At 55.2% G+C, this 16,397-nt stretch carries 1 protein-coding gene; it reads right to left on the reverse strand.

The genetic code is table 11. The features are described 5' to 3' along the window. Positions 1–68 precede the first annotated feature (68 nt). Positions 69–16,094, reverse strand: a complete 16,026-nt coding sequence (locus tag FF011L_RS21355) for a dockerin type I domain-containing protein (RefSeq protein WP_145354012.1) — start codon at positions 16,092–16,094, stop codon at positions 69–71. Positions 16,095–16,397 lie beyond the last annotated feature (303 nt).

Genomic DNA, 16,397 nt, shown 5'->3' on the forward strand with positions numbered 1-16,397 from the left:
AAGCCACTAAAAAGCGAGCCGTCGGCGACCTTTACCTAATCGGCAAAGGTCGCCGCGACGGTTTTGGCTTAGCTGCCTAGCTGAGAGAAGAAGTCATCATGGCTTGCAGCTTCCGAATCGGACACAGCACGATCACTAGCAATCGAATCAAGAATATCTTCGACTTCGATCTCCGCTGCGGCGTCAAACACAGACGAATCCCGTCCGGTCACTTTCTCGGTCGTGGCAAAAGTTTCCACTGAATCCGAGACAGGATCGGCAACCGATTCGCCTTGTGGCTGTGCATAGGCGGTCGAAACCGAAGCGAGGACTCCATCGGAGGATGGAACGTAGGCCGAGGAAACCTCTTCCCCAGATGCACCACGAGCCCCTGCCATACGGTTCAGCGTATTGATCACCTCCAACGCATCGATCGGCGTCACAAACCCGTCCCCGTTCACATCGGGGTATGGGGGAAGTGCAAGTCCAACCGGAGGCGGTTGCAGCGAGACACTGCCTCCACCCTGATTCAGAACATTGATGATCTGCAGGGCATCCAGCGGACTTACAAACCCACTATCGTTCACATCCGCGACGAGCGATTCTCCCGTGGAGGTGACGTTTGGATTCTGGTAAGGATTCCCGCCAATGGTCACTTGCAGGTCTTCGATTTCGCCCACTTCACCATTCTGATCACTCAGAATGACTCGAGCGTAGGTGTTCCCTTGCACGACTCCGCTATTGGGGACCGTAACCACCAGGGAGCGAGCTCCGGAAGTGCTTCCAGCCAACCCGGTGACAACCCGTTCGTCATCATCGTCGAAGTCGCCATCCGAGTTCCAGTCAACCATCACGTCCAACGTGTAGGCTCGGCCGTCCGTATTGACAAGAACTTCCAGCGTGCTGGTAAATCCAACCTGCAGCGTGCCACTCAGGGAAACGCCATCGTCATCATCCGCATCCGGCAATTTAGCATCCGAATCGGCCGTGACGATATCTCCTAGGCGTAGGCCTTCGTCAACCTTTCGGCGAGGGCCCCCTTCATCGAAGGTCGATCCGTATCCCGGTGCATCCCCGTAATCGAATCCGGTCCCGACAAAGATTGTCAGTTCGGTGTTGCCATTGGCCTGATTGCTTTGCAACAGGTTGCCAACTTCGTCCTGAATCGTCACCAGGTCCAAGACTCCGGTGCCAGTCACGTCCGTGCTGCCGTCCACAAAGACTCGTGGACCAACTTGCGAAGCGGTCACTCCGACGGCAGCGGAACCGTTGATCGCATTCACGATCGCAGTCGCGGCTTCCACATCGGTCGCGGCTGGTGAGATCACCACTGGAATGCTCGCGGTTTGGCCCGGAGTTCCCAGCTGTTGCAGCACCGTGTCGGACATGTCCAGGCTGTAATTCACGTCACCGCCAAGGGCAACGCGGCCCCCACCGGCATTCACAGGGTTTAGTCCCAATCCCGATCCAGAAATCGCCCGCACCAAAGCGTCGGCGACATCGTTTACCGTTGCGTTTGCAGCAACCGTAACCGCGATGGCTCCAGGATTGGTGACCTGCGTAGTGGTCGTGATTTCGAACTGAACCTGTTGAACTGAACCACGGTTGATCATAAAGGTCTGGCCCGCTTCCAAGCCATCGGCGATCGCCACGTTAGCAGGGACCGAAATCCCAAAGCCAACTTCCGTTCCGACATTGCCAGCCACTGCCATTCCACTGGTCAGCGGATCAAACTCGGTCAACGAGTTGCTTCCAACAATTCCTAGTTTGCCTTCGCCAACATCGACGGCTGTCACGTTTAATGCCGTGCCGTTGATGGCATTCACCATCGCGGTTGCGATGTCTTCAATCGAAGCATTGAAGCCAAGCTGAACCGGAATCGATCCCGCGGTGGTCTGACCGTCATCATCAAGTTCGAAAGTGAACAAGAACTGACCATCGGTAACCGTGAAGGATGCTCCATCGGCCCCGACAACTTCAGGCAGAGTCTGAGGAATGGTGACCGTGATTCCCGTTTCGTATTCAAACGAGAGTCGTTGTCCGGTTCGATCGACGACGGTATAGATGCCGCCATCGGTCAGTCGACTGCCTTCCAGAGCAAGGATCACCGAATCGGTTGAATCAAGCATCCGTACGACGTAGACCGAATCGGTCTTGAACACGCCGGCCAGCGGAGTCAAACGAATCGTGTTAGTGCTTGGGTTGTAGCCAAAGGTGTAATCAACGCCTTCGACCAACGGCTGACCGTTTTCCAGCAACAGCAATGAATTTCCAGTTACCGAGCGGTCATCCACACCAACCCCGGGGGTGGGGTCGGTTGGAGCAATACCGTCGACCAACTGAATTTCAAAGAATGCAGGGGCACTGCCGGTGATTTCACCGACGCCGGCTGACAAGCCCAATTCATCGGCACGTGGCGAGATCAAAATGGCTCGTGGTCCGGTCTGGTCACCGCGATCTTCAGCACCACGATCCTTAAAGACCAGCTCACCCGATCCAAACGGCGATTCGACGGTTGGATCATCAACACGAAGTTGACCATTAACGTCTAGCCGCGGCGCCAAGATTGGCGACGGTGGCAATCCAAGTGGATTGCGAACAGTGACCAGCGACGCTCGGTCTTGAAGCGAGTCGATCGAACTATCGATCAGCGACGATCCACTCGAAGGAGTGAAAATCAATTCACCTGGGCTGACAAACAACTCTTCCGAATCGCTGACAATCTGAGAATAGGTTCCCAATGAGGTCGTGCCGCTGACGTTGGTCGTGTTGCGATAGAGCGTCAAGGCTCCCATCACCGAACCGGCACTGGAAGCGTCAATATCGACTCCCAATTCCGAATTCGACACGACGTTATTTAGCAATGTCGGCGATGCGTTCTGGCGGACGGTAATGCCCGTTCCGCCGGAGACAAACAAGTCGACCGAAGTGCTAAAGAGTGCTCCGACAGCGTCGATGTCCGCACCGATATTCAAAGCCGTTGGATCGCCTTGGCGAAGGTCGGTCAAGCGAACGAATGCCAATCGATCTTGCAGGCCGAATCCGGCTGCATCGATATCGATTTCCATCGAAAGTCCATCGACGACTCCAACTTCGAAGAAGGTGACACCATCGCGGCTGACTTCGACCAAAACGGATTCGACAGCTCCCGTTTCAAAGACCACCAAATCAGGCCGTGAATCGCCGCTACCGGTCAACCGGTTATCGACAAATTCGACCGTCATCGTTCCACCGTTACCAAGGGAAACCGTGGCGTCGCCATTGGCCGGTTCGGGGCCTCGACCATTGCAGTCGGGAATCCCCAGTGCGGTGTCAGTATCCTGGAATTCAATATCGGGTGCCGGTCCACCATTTGCGATTGGGTTGTAATCAACGACCCGGTCAGCAAAGGACAACGCCCCCTGGCTGAAGGTGAATCCGTGATACGTTTCTGCCGCGGCCGTGACCCCGGCGGAAACCGTTCCACCGATAATGGTGTTATTCACAATGCGGTCAAACGGAACCGGATCGAGGTCAGTCCCCGAGGTACTCAGCCCCGACACACGAATGCCGCCGACGCTGTTAAAGGCCATAACGTTGCTTTGGACAACGACGCCGGGAACCAACGCTTCCGAGTTCAATTCAACAAGGTTTCGTGGGTAACGCACCAGGCTATCGGTTGTGACTTCAGCGACTTCGGCCGTGACGTCGTGTACCAGATCGATGCCGTACAGCGAATTGAACAAGAAGCGACTATTTTCAACAAGAATCACTCCCTGAGCTTCACGGTCGCGATTCTCGTCGCCGCGGGCTCCAAGGCGAACCACTTCGGCCAAAGCTCCGTCTGAATTGTCTACCAGAGATGTCCCCAGCAGGTTGATCCGAACGTCGGCCAAGGTATCGACACCACTGGCAGGCTGAGCGGAAACATCCAGCACCGACTGCACAGCCGCGCTGTTGATCGCTTCTAAAATCGCAGCAGCGACTTCACTAGCGGTCTGCGGCCGGACGACGCCGGTTCCTGGAATCGGCAATCCACTGAAGGGATCGATCGACTCGGAGCCTGGTTCAATGACTTCGAAGGAGTAGGGGATCGCGACATTGCCAGGTTGAACCCGGGTCGCCGAATCCACAAAATCGAATTCGAAGGTGACCGTCGACGTTCCATCTCCGATGGTGAACGTGCTTCCATCCACCAGTTCCGTTGCCGGACGTGCGGTGATTGTCTGCGAATTCGCCAACCGAGTGTTGGTATCAAAGGCACGGAAGGTTGACCCCGCAGCGGAGGCTCCGGTCGATGAAGCAACGTACTCGCTCGCATCCCGGATTTCCAACTGGTAGGAACCGGTGACCAGGTTGCTGGTCGGTTGAGCAGGCAAAGTCAGGTTCGGCGAAGGATCGACAATGAAGTCGGTCGCGGAACCCAAATCCTGCAACGTGGAGGCTCCCGTCGCCAATTCACCACGCTCTGCGAAGCCGATGATGATATCGTCGATGTAGACGCCTTCATGATCGTTGTCGGCGGCACGAGCTGCCCCTTCGTCGCCGAAGAGGTCGCCGTAACGCGTTCCCGATTGCCCGAATGGCCCAGCATCCTGAACGGTTAGGTTCACCAAGTTGACCAGCGAACCGTTGCTACCATACCCGGTTAGTTGTCCGTTCGAGAACTGACTGGCCAAGCTGTTTCGGACCGCAACGGCGATCTCAGCAGCCGTCATCCCGCTGTCAACCTGAACCGGAATCCCGGTGCTATTCAGCGACTGATCGATCGCCAACGGGCTTCCGTTTGGCAAACTAACGGTGTAGCCGCCAGTGATTTCAATTCGGTTATCGTCCTGCAACACGCGGAAATCGCGAGTGATCGAAATCGACGTGGTGTAGGTCCCGATGTCGCCATCGCTACCCGATCCAGCCACGTTTGGATTGTAAGCCGTATTCAAACTGCTGCTGACGCCCAGGTAATAGGTCGTTTCACCAACAGCGGTAACCTGCAAGCCAAGCGATCCGGCCCGAGCCACTTCGTTGCCCTCCGCATCGAACAACCGAGCAAGCGGAGTCACGGTGGAACCAAGAGTCGGACTGGTGGAAGCATCCAAAGTTGCTCCCGCAGGGAGGTCGATCCGAATCAGATCGACATCGCGAACATCATCGATCTGTCCGATTCCGGAAATCGAGATATCCCCTTGAGGAACCGTCAGCTGGGATGCTGTCGCAAGTTCGTTGTTTGGTTCGTCGGTGAAATCATAAGCGTTATCAACAACCGCAGTCGGTTGATTCGCTGCGATCGCATCGGCCAAAGCAACACTGATCTGAGACGCCGTCAATTGAGACAGCGGAGTCGCTCCGGGGATACTGGAATCGACCAACAGGACGTCGACTTCGCCGCTTAAAGGATCCACATTTCGCAGACCATCATTTAAGACAAAGGTGATTCCACCAACCGAAACCGTCACACGGGTATCGGGTGCTGACCCTGCGACGCCCGCATCGGCTGCGGTATAGAAGGCAGCCAGCTCGCTACCGGGAACCGTAACAATCGTCGGACCGAAGTCCAAGGAGAATTCTTGGTTGCCGATGACAAACGACTGTCCGTCTCGCAGTTCGGATCCAGGCAACGTTCGAATCGAAGCGTCTCCTCCACCGACCTGTCCGGAAGTACTGAATTCGACTCGCAGACGCAGGTTATCCAGTCCGGCGAATTCACCGAGGGAAACCCTGGCCTGACGCCAAGAATCCGAATTGTCGTGCAACTCCTGAACATCGATATCGATGTCATCAAACGGATTGGAATCGTCGTACTCGTCATCCAAGCTGCCAGGTTCACGAATCGAAGCGTTGGTCGCAACCAATTCTTCCGAACCATCGTCGGTGATCACATAGACCCGGAAGGCATCCTGTGCGTCATCACTTTCGAGGAAGTAATTGAAGTACAGGAAGGGCTGATCTTCGGAGGAGTAACCGACCAAACTGAATGGGTTACTTTCCAGAGCTCCTTGAGCACCACCAGGGAAGTTGTAGGTATTGGTCAGCGACTGACCATCCAGTCGAGGCAACGACGGGGTTCCACCGCCAGCGGTCGCTCCGTCCTCGTAACCGAAGTACAAGCTATTGCCGCCGATGGAAGCGTCACGAGTCCCACTGAAGTTTTCATTGATCCCGTGACCGGCATCTTCATCGCGGTTTTCAGTGACGTGCCAGAGGTTCTGATCAAGGGTACTAAACGCGAGGCCGCGGGCTGCGATCCCTTGTCCAATCGCCGTACTCGTCTGCCCACCAGCAAACACAGGCTGCAATACACCAGCGGTGTTGAACGCATACAGGCGTCCGTTAGCAGTCGTTCCGAACAGGAGGTCCGCATATTGGCCTCCGTCCACATTCTGTGGCCCGGTAGTCAAACCGGTGAACTGCAACCCGACCAGGTCGGTTGCCGTACCAACATAGGTACCGATATTTCCTTGAACCGCCGACGTCGGACTATCGACCAGATACAGACCACCCGCATTCGAAACGGCGTACAGGTCCGAACCGATTGCTGACAAGCCCGTGATCAAGCCACCCGGGGTAACGTTGGTTACTTCAAACGCAGGTCCCACCGAATTCCGGGTCACTGCCGCATCAACAAGAGAAACCGTACGCCCGTTTGCGGAAGCCGTGATGGTTCCCAATCCGGCGTCATTGATCGCCTGAACGATTCGCACTGCGATATCTTCATCGCGATCCGATACCGAGAACGGAACGCTGATGTTGCCAATCCCTTCAACGCCGCTTTGTCCCGTCTGATTGACGATCACGCCGCGAATCTGAAGCGATGTGACATCCACCGAGGTCGCTCCGCGGAAATTCAAACGGTTGCCAGCCGAACTGACGACCACTCCGTCTCCGATCGCGTTGGTCAAGGCCCGAGCAAACTGCGTCGCAGTCGCGGACTCTTCAACGACAATCTGGTTGTTTTCTAATCCTGGAGTGACTGCGTAATCCCCTTCAACGCCCAATCCCGTTCCATTGACAACCGGCAGGACGGTCAAGGAATCGTTGCTCAGGCTGATGCGTCCGTTGGCAAACGTGGCATTGGCGATCACCGAGAAATCAGCACGCGTAATCGTGTCGCTTAGACTGACCAGCAGTTCATCGGCAGTCAGCAAGTTTCCGTTGACGTCTCGCATTGGAACCGCGATCGAACCGCTGGTGACACCACCAACACGGTTGAATTCGAAGGTTCGTACTAGCCCCGCGTTGTCGGTCAACTGAATCGAATCCCCGTCGACAATCAAAGTGGGATCGACAGTTAAGACAGGCCCGGTGTTGACTTCATAAACCTGCGGTCCGGAAACCGACGTGACCGTAATCTGATCTCCATCGCGGACGCTAACATTTAATTCATCGTCGTACTGGAACTGGAAAGTTGGCCCCGAATCGAATTCGAAGGTGTACTGACTTAGATCCGTTGCGGTGATCGTGAAGGTCGTAGGTCCTCCCGCGGCCAATCCATCACGGATCAGCGCGGTCGTCTGACCGCTGGCATCCACTTGGGTCGCACCGGTTACGACAAACTGAGTTCGAACCGCTGTCCCTGGATCTTGGATATTGCCAAACGTATCGACCAAGTTGGTTTCAATGTAACCGCGTTCGCGGACTTGAGTCCCCGCACCATTGGCTCGAGGATCGATCGTGACCTGCCCGACCGTGATCGGCACGCGGTCTCCAGCAGCTCCGCTAAGAGCTTCCCCGGTATCTGGATCAAACATGTAAAGGATGTTTGACAAGTAATCGGGGCGGCCAGCAACTTGAGGAGTAGCGGTTACGCGATTCCCCACAAAGAAACCTAGCTCTTCCTGGTTCGTTCCCGCCACTCCTGGCATGAACGTAATCGCTTCGGGATGGATTCCGGTGTCCGAAGGAACGACCGTGACAACTCCGTCGGCATCGATCGCCGCTTGGAAAGTTTCAATGTTGCTGACATTGACTGCGGTGATCGCACCATTGCTGGAATTGATCCGGTAATAACTAATTCCATCATCGGTTGGCGAACCGTAATCACGATTGAACCCGAACAGTTCACCGTTCGCTCGGTATTCGAAATCGACGATGTCGGCGTTCATCCGGCCGAGGCCCGACGTTCCGAAATCTCCTTCGTACGATTCTCCGGTAAAGGGATTGGTCATATTAACCGTTCGTCCCAGCCCATCGTTGCCGATCGTATAAAGAACGACATCGTTCAAGGTGTAGTCGATCGGCGAGGTCACCGGATCAAACAGGACAGGAACCACCGGATCGGCAGCCGTCCCGCCACCGGAACTACCAATTCGATCTTCCGCGATGCGGACGATGGAATCAATCGGTTCCAGACGAAGCAGCGGATTGGATGCACCCGCTGCATAGAACTGATTCAATTGCTCAGGAATTCGCGACTGGTTGGCAACAGCAACATAGTACCGGCCTTCCGACAATTCGGTGGTTCCCAAATAAGGATCCAAAGTCCCGGCAGATCCGCGACTTAAATCGGTGCTATCGGCGCCCTGATCGGCCCGAGGCTGATCGTCAGCGATATTGCTATCGCCAGCGGTCATGATCAGTTGCCCAGCTTCATTGAAGACATAGAACGCCATGTCCGCACGAGCGTATTTATCGGCATAATCGAGGTCGAAGATTGTCGCCAGATATAGGTCGGCCGAATCGCGAGTCAAACGCTCGTAATTGATATTGAACTGATACCAATCGATGTCATCTTCGGAATCCAGAACCCCGGCAATCGTCTTGGCCAAGACGTCGCTGCTTAAAGGACCCGTGTCCTCCGTCAGGTTGGCATCGGTTCCAACGCCGTACGGCCCCAATGGCTGTGCCTGTGAAAACGCGTCATTAACGGCCGACTGTTCGTACTCTTCACCAATCAATGGCGAATGGAACGGTTGACCAATGATCTGCAAACCGGTTGTCGCATACCGAATATCGGTAAACTGAACCTGCGTACCAGGGGATTCATCGGTTTCTTGTAACCGGACCTGCAGTTGGTAATTGCCGCTGGTCAGACCATTGCGTGTCGCACCTTCTTCAAGGATCAACGAATCCGGTTTACGCAGCGTCACGTCAGGATGGGCACTGCGAACACGAATGTGATACAGATTCAGTGCGCCCGATTCGCCTGGCAGGACGACTCGCATCCCTGGGTCACGACGGTTGGTCGAGTACAGGTCTTGCAAGGCGTCATCATCGATGACTTCCACCATCGATCCGGTGACGACAGCACCACCCGTGATGACCAGGCTGCTGGTATCTGGAATCAGATTGGGAACATCGCTTCCCAAATACAGGTCATTATTGAAGCGAACTTCAAGGACATAATCGCCCCCTTCTTGCAACACAATGCTTGGATCGACAGGGTCAAGCTGACGTGCTTCACGGCGTGCCAACGTCACATCAACAGCACCTAACTGGCCAGACATCACCGCGTTGATCGCGGCCTGAACGGATCCTGCTGGATTGACCAAGAAATCTTCGACCGCGACAACCGCTTCGGTCGCAACTCCGGTCAAACCAATAATCAAAAAGCCATCCGCGTCGGCGATATTGCCGCTGATCGTCAGGACTTGGGTCTCGGTACGTTCACTGACTTCGGACATCGGACGAACCGCGTCGCTATCCAGGCCATTGCCTGTGTACAGCAAACTTGGATCACGCTCTTCTGCCAAGGAATCATTAGACAACGCCAAAATATTGCCGTTGGCATCGATCAATTCCAATACGGCGTCAAGCGAATTGGCCGTGCGGTCAATGTCGAACCAGACTTCGGTTCCCGCTTCGGCAACAAACGAATAGACGTCCACGTCATCCCGTTGGGCGATAACGCCGTCGATGACGTATCCAATCCGTCGATTCTCATCACCGGCCGAGACACTCGGAGCAAGTTCTCCCAGATACTGAGCCTGCCCAGCGATACTGTTTGTGCCTGGCGAAATTGCTTGAACCGATTCATTCTCAGAAACCCCAGCCACGTTGCGGTCGCTGGCAGCTTCGCGAACGGTGATACCATTCCACAGTCCCGGAGTGACCTGCGAAAGGATGCTTCCTGTCGTTGGGTCCTGCGGGATCAGTTCTAGGAAAGAAGTAATACGACTGCTGGCCGAGACAGGGTCTGTCGACCATGCAAAAGCGGTCGTCACGTCGGCAGGACCATAGATGGCCCCTAATCCGGCGTCGATACCCGCAGGTAGATCGGTCAGGTCGATGTTACCAGCGACGGTGTAGGTTTGCGTTCCCGCTTGAATGGCAAGCTGAAGTTCGTTGTAGATATCCGCGGCCCAACCATCGTAGGTCGCCGACGTCTGGTTGACTCCATCCTCGGTGTAGAAACCACCGTGAGCAAACCCAATTCGCCTAGCACCATCGATCGTGTAAGCGCGGAAATCAGCCTGCCCAGGCGTTCCCGAAGTATACATAATGTCGTCGCTAGGCAAGTCGACATCTTCATCCAAATAACTGACGATTTGGATGTCCCCCAAAGATCCGCTGGCGGCTTCAAGGTCCAACGAACTATACATCGTTGGAATTCCATCCAAGAAGTACGTCGTCGCCGTCCAATTAACCAGACCATTAGGGCCTGCGAAAGTACCGCGACTTTCCACCCGGTCATCGGAAACCAAGGTCGGCTGTTGCGTGATCGTCGACTGACTTAATTCCGTCGCCGTAGTCCCGACAATCACATAAGTGCTGTATTCGAAAATGTAGTTTTGATCGATCAACAATTGTTGATTGGTATCCAGAACCGTCACTCCGGAACCGGTATTCAGGAACGAAATCGAATTACCTGCACCCGGCGTTCCCGAGAAGAAACCAGGCGTCGCTTGATTAACGTCATTGTCAATCAGCAGGCCATTGTTCACTTCAGGTCCGGTCGGCAATCGGGAGGCTTCCCCTTCGCCCGTCAGGTCACCACCCAACAATCCATCGTTATTGGTGTCCAGCTGTGGTGCACCGCTTGGCGTGAAACCAGCCCCCGAGAAATCGTCCGCCAAAGTGGTCAAGACAACGGGGAAATCGGGATGCCCAATCAACTGCAACGAACCACCGATACGATCGGCAATCCCACGCAACTGCTCCTCTGCGGTCAGCAGAGTCCCGCCGACAACAATCCCAGCAGGTTCGCTGTCATTTTCGAATTTCGTAACCAAGCTACCGCGAGCATCGCTGCGAATCTGAAGGCCACCGTAAACGAACTGATTGGGGATTTCGATCGTGTCACGAACCACGTGCACGATATCGTAATCGTCCCACACGCCCTGGGTCGCTAGTTCGCCGCCGCGAACCTGCATCCCATTGATGTCGTTGTTATCCAGGCGGTTTTCACGAACCAATGGGCCCGCGTTGCCGACCGAATCAAATCGGTCAAGACTTCCAGTCATCCGGCCAGGGTCTGCCACGGCTTGGAATGACAAGGAGTTTAAATCAACAGAGATCGCTGCCCCCGCTCCGTCGGTGAATTGGTTCCCCACGATGATCGGAGCCGCAGCCCTTACGAAGACCGTGCCCGCTGCATTGCTGCCACGGCCAACTCGGTCAGAATCGTCGTCGGACTGGCCATCCGCGTTGAATTCAAAGCGACTGTTTGCCAATCGCAGTTCAGCCTGATGGACTTCGATAGGATTGAAAGCTGCAAAGCCCCCTTCAATCCGAGTCACACCACCGGCTCCGGCAACGACGACATGGTCCAAGCTCGCCATCGATCCTTGACCGAAGTAGAGCCCACCCCAATCGCCGGGAGTGACTTCAAAATCATCACCGCGACTGTTGGTATCGAAGGTTCCGCCACCACCATAGCGTTGGTCTTCCAACGAGGTGAAGACAATCGGCAACCCTTCTTCGCCTTCGGCAAACAGGTCGGCACCAAAACGGGCTTCGATCCGAGCGCTGTCGATCTTAATGACGATGCCGGGATCGATATCCAAACGGGCATCCAAACGAGCCCCGAAGGCCTCGGTTCGCTCAACCAGTTCGACACCAGGATTGGCATTGGTATCCAGGAACGCAGTGCTGCTTCCATTCAACTGAGCAACCAGTTCAAACGGTCCAGTCACCTCTTCACCGGTAACCGCATCGATCGTGACAACGGCTCGATAAAGCCGACGCGACTGAAAATCGCTGTCACTGGGAACCGCTGGCAGTCGTGTTAGTTGAACGGCACCGGTCGACAACAACTCAACCGAACCGGTTCTCGCACTCGGAGCACTCTCTTGGCCATTGCTGTCAACATTCGTCAAGCGATAGGCATACGTTCCCGCGGGCACTGTCGTTCCAACAGCGGGAGCAACACTTACCAGCAACGCCGATGGTGAAGTGGAATCGACAAAGGCTCCGCCAGGAGTCCCATCGATTACCAAGTTTTCCGTCAAGATGTGCGGGATATCGGTATCGTCAAAGCGTGCAAAGACGGTCAACGGTTCCAACGTCGAACCGGCACGCGTTACGACTCGCAAGAACAAACCATTGATCGAATTGTCAACGACCGTGTTGCCGTAGATATCCGGACCAACGCGAGAATAATCAGGTACAAAGGCACCAGCTTCCTGGTAGCGTTCCTCATCAAAACGAGTTTCTTCAAACGTGTTCGGAGTTGCGGCGATCGCTGCATCCGCACTGTTTGAAATCATGGAATTGGCGATCGTCGGACGAGTGATCGCCATATCGATTGGCGAAACAACCACGCTTCGGCCGTCGACGGTCACCTGCCCACCACCGTATCGCAGATCCGCAAATTGAATCTGATTCAGGAACAAGCCTGCATCTTCAGGGCTGTAACGTGTTTCGTTTGCAGCATCGATATCTCCGCGGAAATCGATCCCACCCCAGTCACCCGCCTGAGCGGTTGGCGTGAAGGTTGGCGTATTTCCCGAACCGACAGTATCGTCGTTGTAACTTGTAAAGATCACACTTCCGGAAATCAGATTCCCGTCTGCATCTTTCACGGGACGGCCCGCTGAATCGAGCAGTGTGGGGGTCCCCAACAACTGCAAAGTCGCTCCGCTGTAGTCGATAGTTGCCGAGGTACTTCCGACTCCAACACGCGACCGTTGCATCTTAAAGATGACGCCCGCATCGAGGACCAGATTGACCCCTTGCGGGACATTCAGATCGCGTCCGTCATCCAGGGCACCGCCGAAGGAATTCAGTCCGATCTGGTAGGAAAGGTTATCTTCCTGGGTGTATACCAATCCGTCCGCACCACCATTGGCGACGACCCGAACCGTATCACCAGGTCCTGCGACCCTCAGTGCATCATCAAGGTCTTGGAACGGCGATCCAACACTTCCGCTGCCAGAATTGCTGGCCATTTTGTCGACATACAAAGTCGTCGTCGGGTCCGCAGGGACGAACCAGAAGTTATGAACCCCTCCTGGTCGGCCGTCGCTGTCACCATCGAGGGCGACGCCGGTCGAATCACGCAGAACTCCAGTATCGTTCGCTTCGAACTGGATTCGCAAATCGTAGCCGCCTTCGGTAAGGCCACCAAAACCAGACTCGGTGATGTGAGGATCGTAGGTATCGTTCCCGCTAGAGGAAACACCCAGCATGTACTCGCCGGGGGACAATTCCAATTCGATCAACGAATCATTGCTGAAGTAATCGTCGTTGGCGGCGACTTCTTCATAACGGTCGGTATCACCAACTCGCTTATAAAGCCGCAGCGTCGAATCAAGCAGGCTTGAATCCGGAAGCCGTTCTGCAATCGTCTGAATCGAAATGTTTCCAGATCGACTTAGCGTGAACTTGTAAATGTCGATATCGGTGCTGTCTGGACGATACAAGTATTGCCCATTAACGATATCGGCCACGCTCGGATACGAAGATTCGTTATCCGTGCTGGGGTTGAAGATCGAATTGGTGCTTTGCGTTACCGGTTGAGGCAGATCGTCGGCATAGCCGTACCCCAACATTTGGCCCACGGCCAACATTGCACCACGGAAGAATTCTCCGCCGTACTGGTCGTCCGTCGATTCGTCAAAGTCCTGGAAATCGAGGACCGCCAAATCATCGACACCGTCGCCATTGCGGTCACTGGTAACCACGGCCAAACCACCGTCGCCACTATTTGCCGCAGGGTCGCCCCCGTACAAGTCGCCGACAGCGATCGTAAAGAACGCATCGCCCGCAGGTTCACCATTGGTTTCAACAAACTGAATGCCCAGGTATTCACTGAACATCGACAGTGCTTCCCGGACCCGTTCTTTCTGTTGGGCGGAAATATTGTTCTGGTAGGTGATCGGGTTGTAGCCCGCGCGACTTGGATCATCCCCAATAAAGGAGGAAGCGAAGTCATAGTAGACCGTGCTGATCCCATCGAATCGGTCGCCACCATTGCGCAAGTATCCCAGCGGGACCACTCGGTCCAGACGATTGGGATCGTCGGGACGCAGGTTACTGACCCCTGGCGTACCCTCGCCACCTGGAAGATCCAAGCCGTACGGGGTCGTGTTGAAAATCTCGCCGGAGAGAATCGCCGATTGAGGACCGTTACCGTTGATATCGAATTGGCTGTCTAGATCGAACGCATCTCCAAAGCTGTCTCCAGCTTCTACGGGGTTGATCGCAACTTCGACAGGGACCAACTGATTGGCGACGTTCGGGCCGACTTCCGACTGACCGATACGGAGCCGTGCACCCGAGGTCAAGAAGGAACCAGGATTGTCTGGATCAGGCAACCGAGCCAGCGCCTGAGCAAACTGCAAAGTCGCAATGTCGGTCGTGGCGTCGTAGCTTACCGAAGTCGGCTTCACCAAGACGTCATCATTACCGCTGGCGGTGCCACGCGAATAATAAAGCTGATAGAAATCGGGATTCTCAGCAAGGGCGATATTCAAATCGTCATCGCTGAAGTGAACTTCGATCACTCCAACTTCAGGACTGAGGCTACCATTGGCCAAGCGGCGAACCGGTTCTGGAACAACGGCTAGAACCGTGGGGCCCAAATTCAAACTGAACTGCAGGCCACTGTTTTGGCCGTCGTTGTAGGCTTCGCCATCCACATTCAACAATGCGGTCGGACCTTCGCCAAACACGCTGATTTGATACTCGTCGTCCGGCAATGGCTCGGCAAAGCGGAACACGACCTCACGCGCCGAATCGCCTAATCCGACATAACCAGGCGTGACAGTGATGTCACTGGCACCCAGCAAAGTCAGCGGCGAATAGCTAGGGCTGATCCCGCCGATTTTCGTCGTCCCCGATCCAGCCTGAAGCTCTAGCGTCAGCAACTGCGACGCCTGAGGATTCGAATTGATCGCATTGACCAGCTGCTCAACGGTCGTTTCATTTCCGAACGCGGAATTGACCTGAACCGTCACGTCGTTGCCACTTACCAAAACGGCGGGCAGGGCAGGGCCCAAGAAATTTCGCTGCTCGACGATCAACTGCTGACCGCGCCCCTCGGGCCCGGCAAGTGCAGACAAGACGCGAACACGGACCGCATTACCGGTCCCCAAATCAGTCACTGCCGACGCCGAATTGGCGCCGCCCAACGTAACCTGCAGCCCACTAGGCGTTGTTTGCCCAATCCGAGCCGAAGTCGCTCCGGAGACGCGGATCGCCGTGACCAACGCGCTCGCTGCCGCATTGTTCTGCAAACCGGTAATCAAACCGGCAACGGTGGTCGCCCGACCTGGGTTGCTGTTCAGTTCGACCGAAATCGTATCGCCACTGACGGAAATAACCGGCAGGGAGGTATCGACTCGGTTTGCTGTGGTGAAATTGACCTGAATGCCATTCCCGCCAGCTCCGGCCTGAACGGCCCGAAAATCGACAAGAACCGCTCCGTTGGTGCCGAAATCGGTGGTCGCCTCAGCCGATTCGAACTGACCATCACCGCCAGCCCTAGTGATCTGAATACCACTCAGCGTCGTCGGATCGATCTCGGTCGCATCATCGAACTGAAAGACCAACTCGCGGGGCTGAGTCGTTAAGAGACCCCCGTCAAAGAGCAAGGATCCTTCGTTCGGCTGAATCGCGATCAAGTCCGGACCAGCCAGCAATTGACGCTGTTCAAGCGTCTCCAGCAAGCCTTTACGGTCCTGTCGTCGGCGACGAGCGCGCATCCGATCGGTAGCCGAGAATAGTTTTGTACGTCGTGAGCCTGATTTACGGGTGGTCATTAACCATCCTCTTTCGAAGCCAAGGTGGCAAACGGTTATAACTGTTGAAAAGTATCTAGTGTCCCAAACCCTGCCACCTGTCAAAACAGGAAGGCGTGGCAAGGTAGGCAATTTCGTTAGATAGCCTGATGAATTCTAATTCACACTTAGTGATTCGCAACGAAAATCCTGTCCTAGCCAGCGTTTACAGCAGGGTCGTCCGGTCGTGCGGGTTTTTCCGACGGTGTTCGAACGCGACTTTTGGACTCGGTCCACCAACAAAAAGTTCCCTAGCCCCAATTTCCGGTTCAGATCTCTCTTGCT

The organism is Roseimaritima multifibrata, assembly GCF_007741495.1.
GTDB lineage: Bacteria > Planctomycetota > Planctomycetia > Pirellulales > Pirellulaceae > Roseimaritima > Roseimaritima multifibrata.

Excerpts from the sequence above, each read along its gene's own strand:
- FF011L_RS21355 (WP_145354012.1), bottom strand. The coding sequence starts at position 16,094 with ATGACCACCCGTAAATCAGGCTCACGACGTACAAAACTATTCTCGGCT.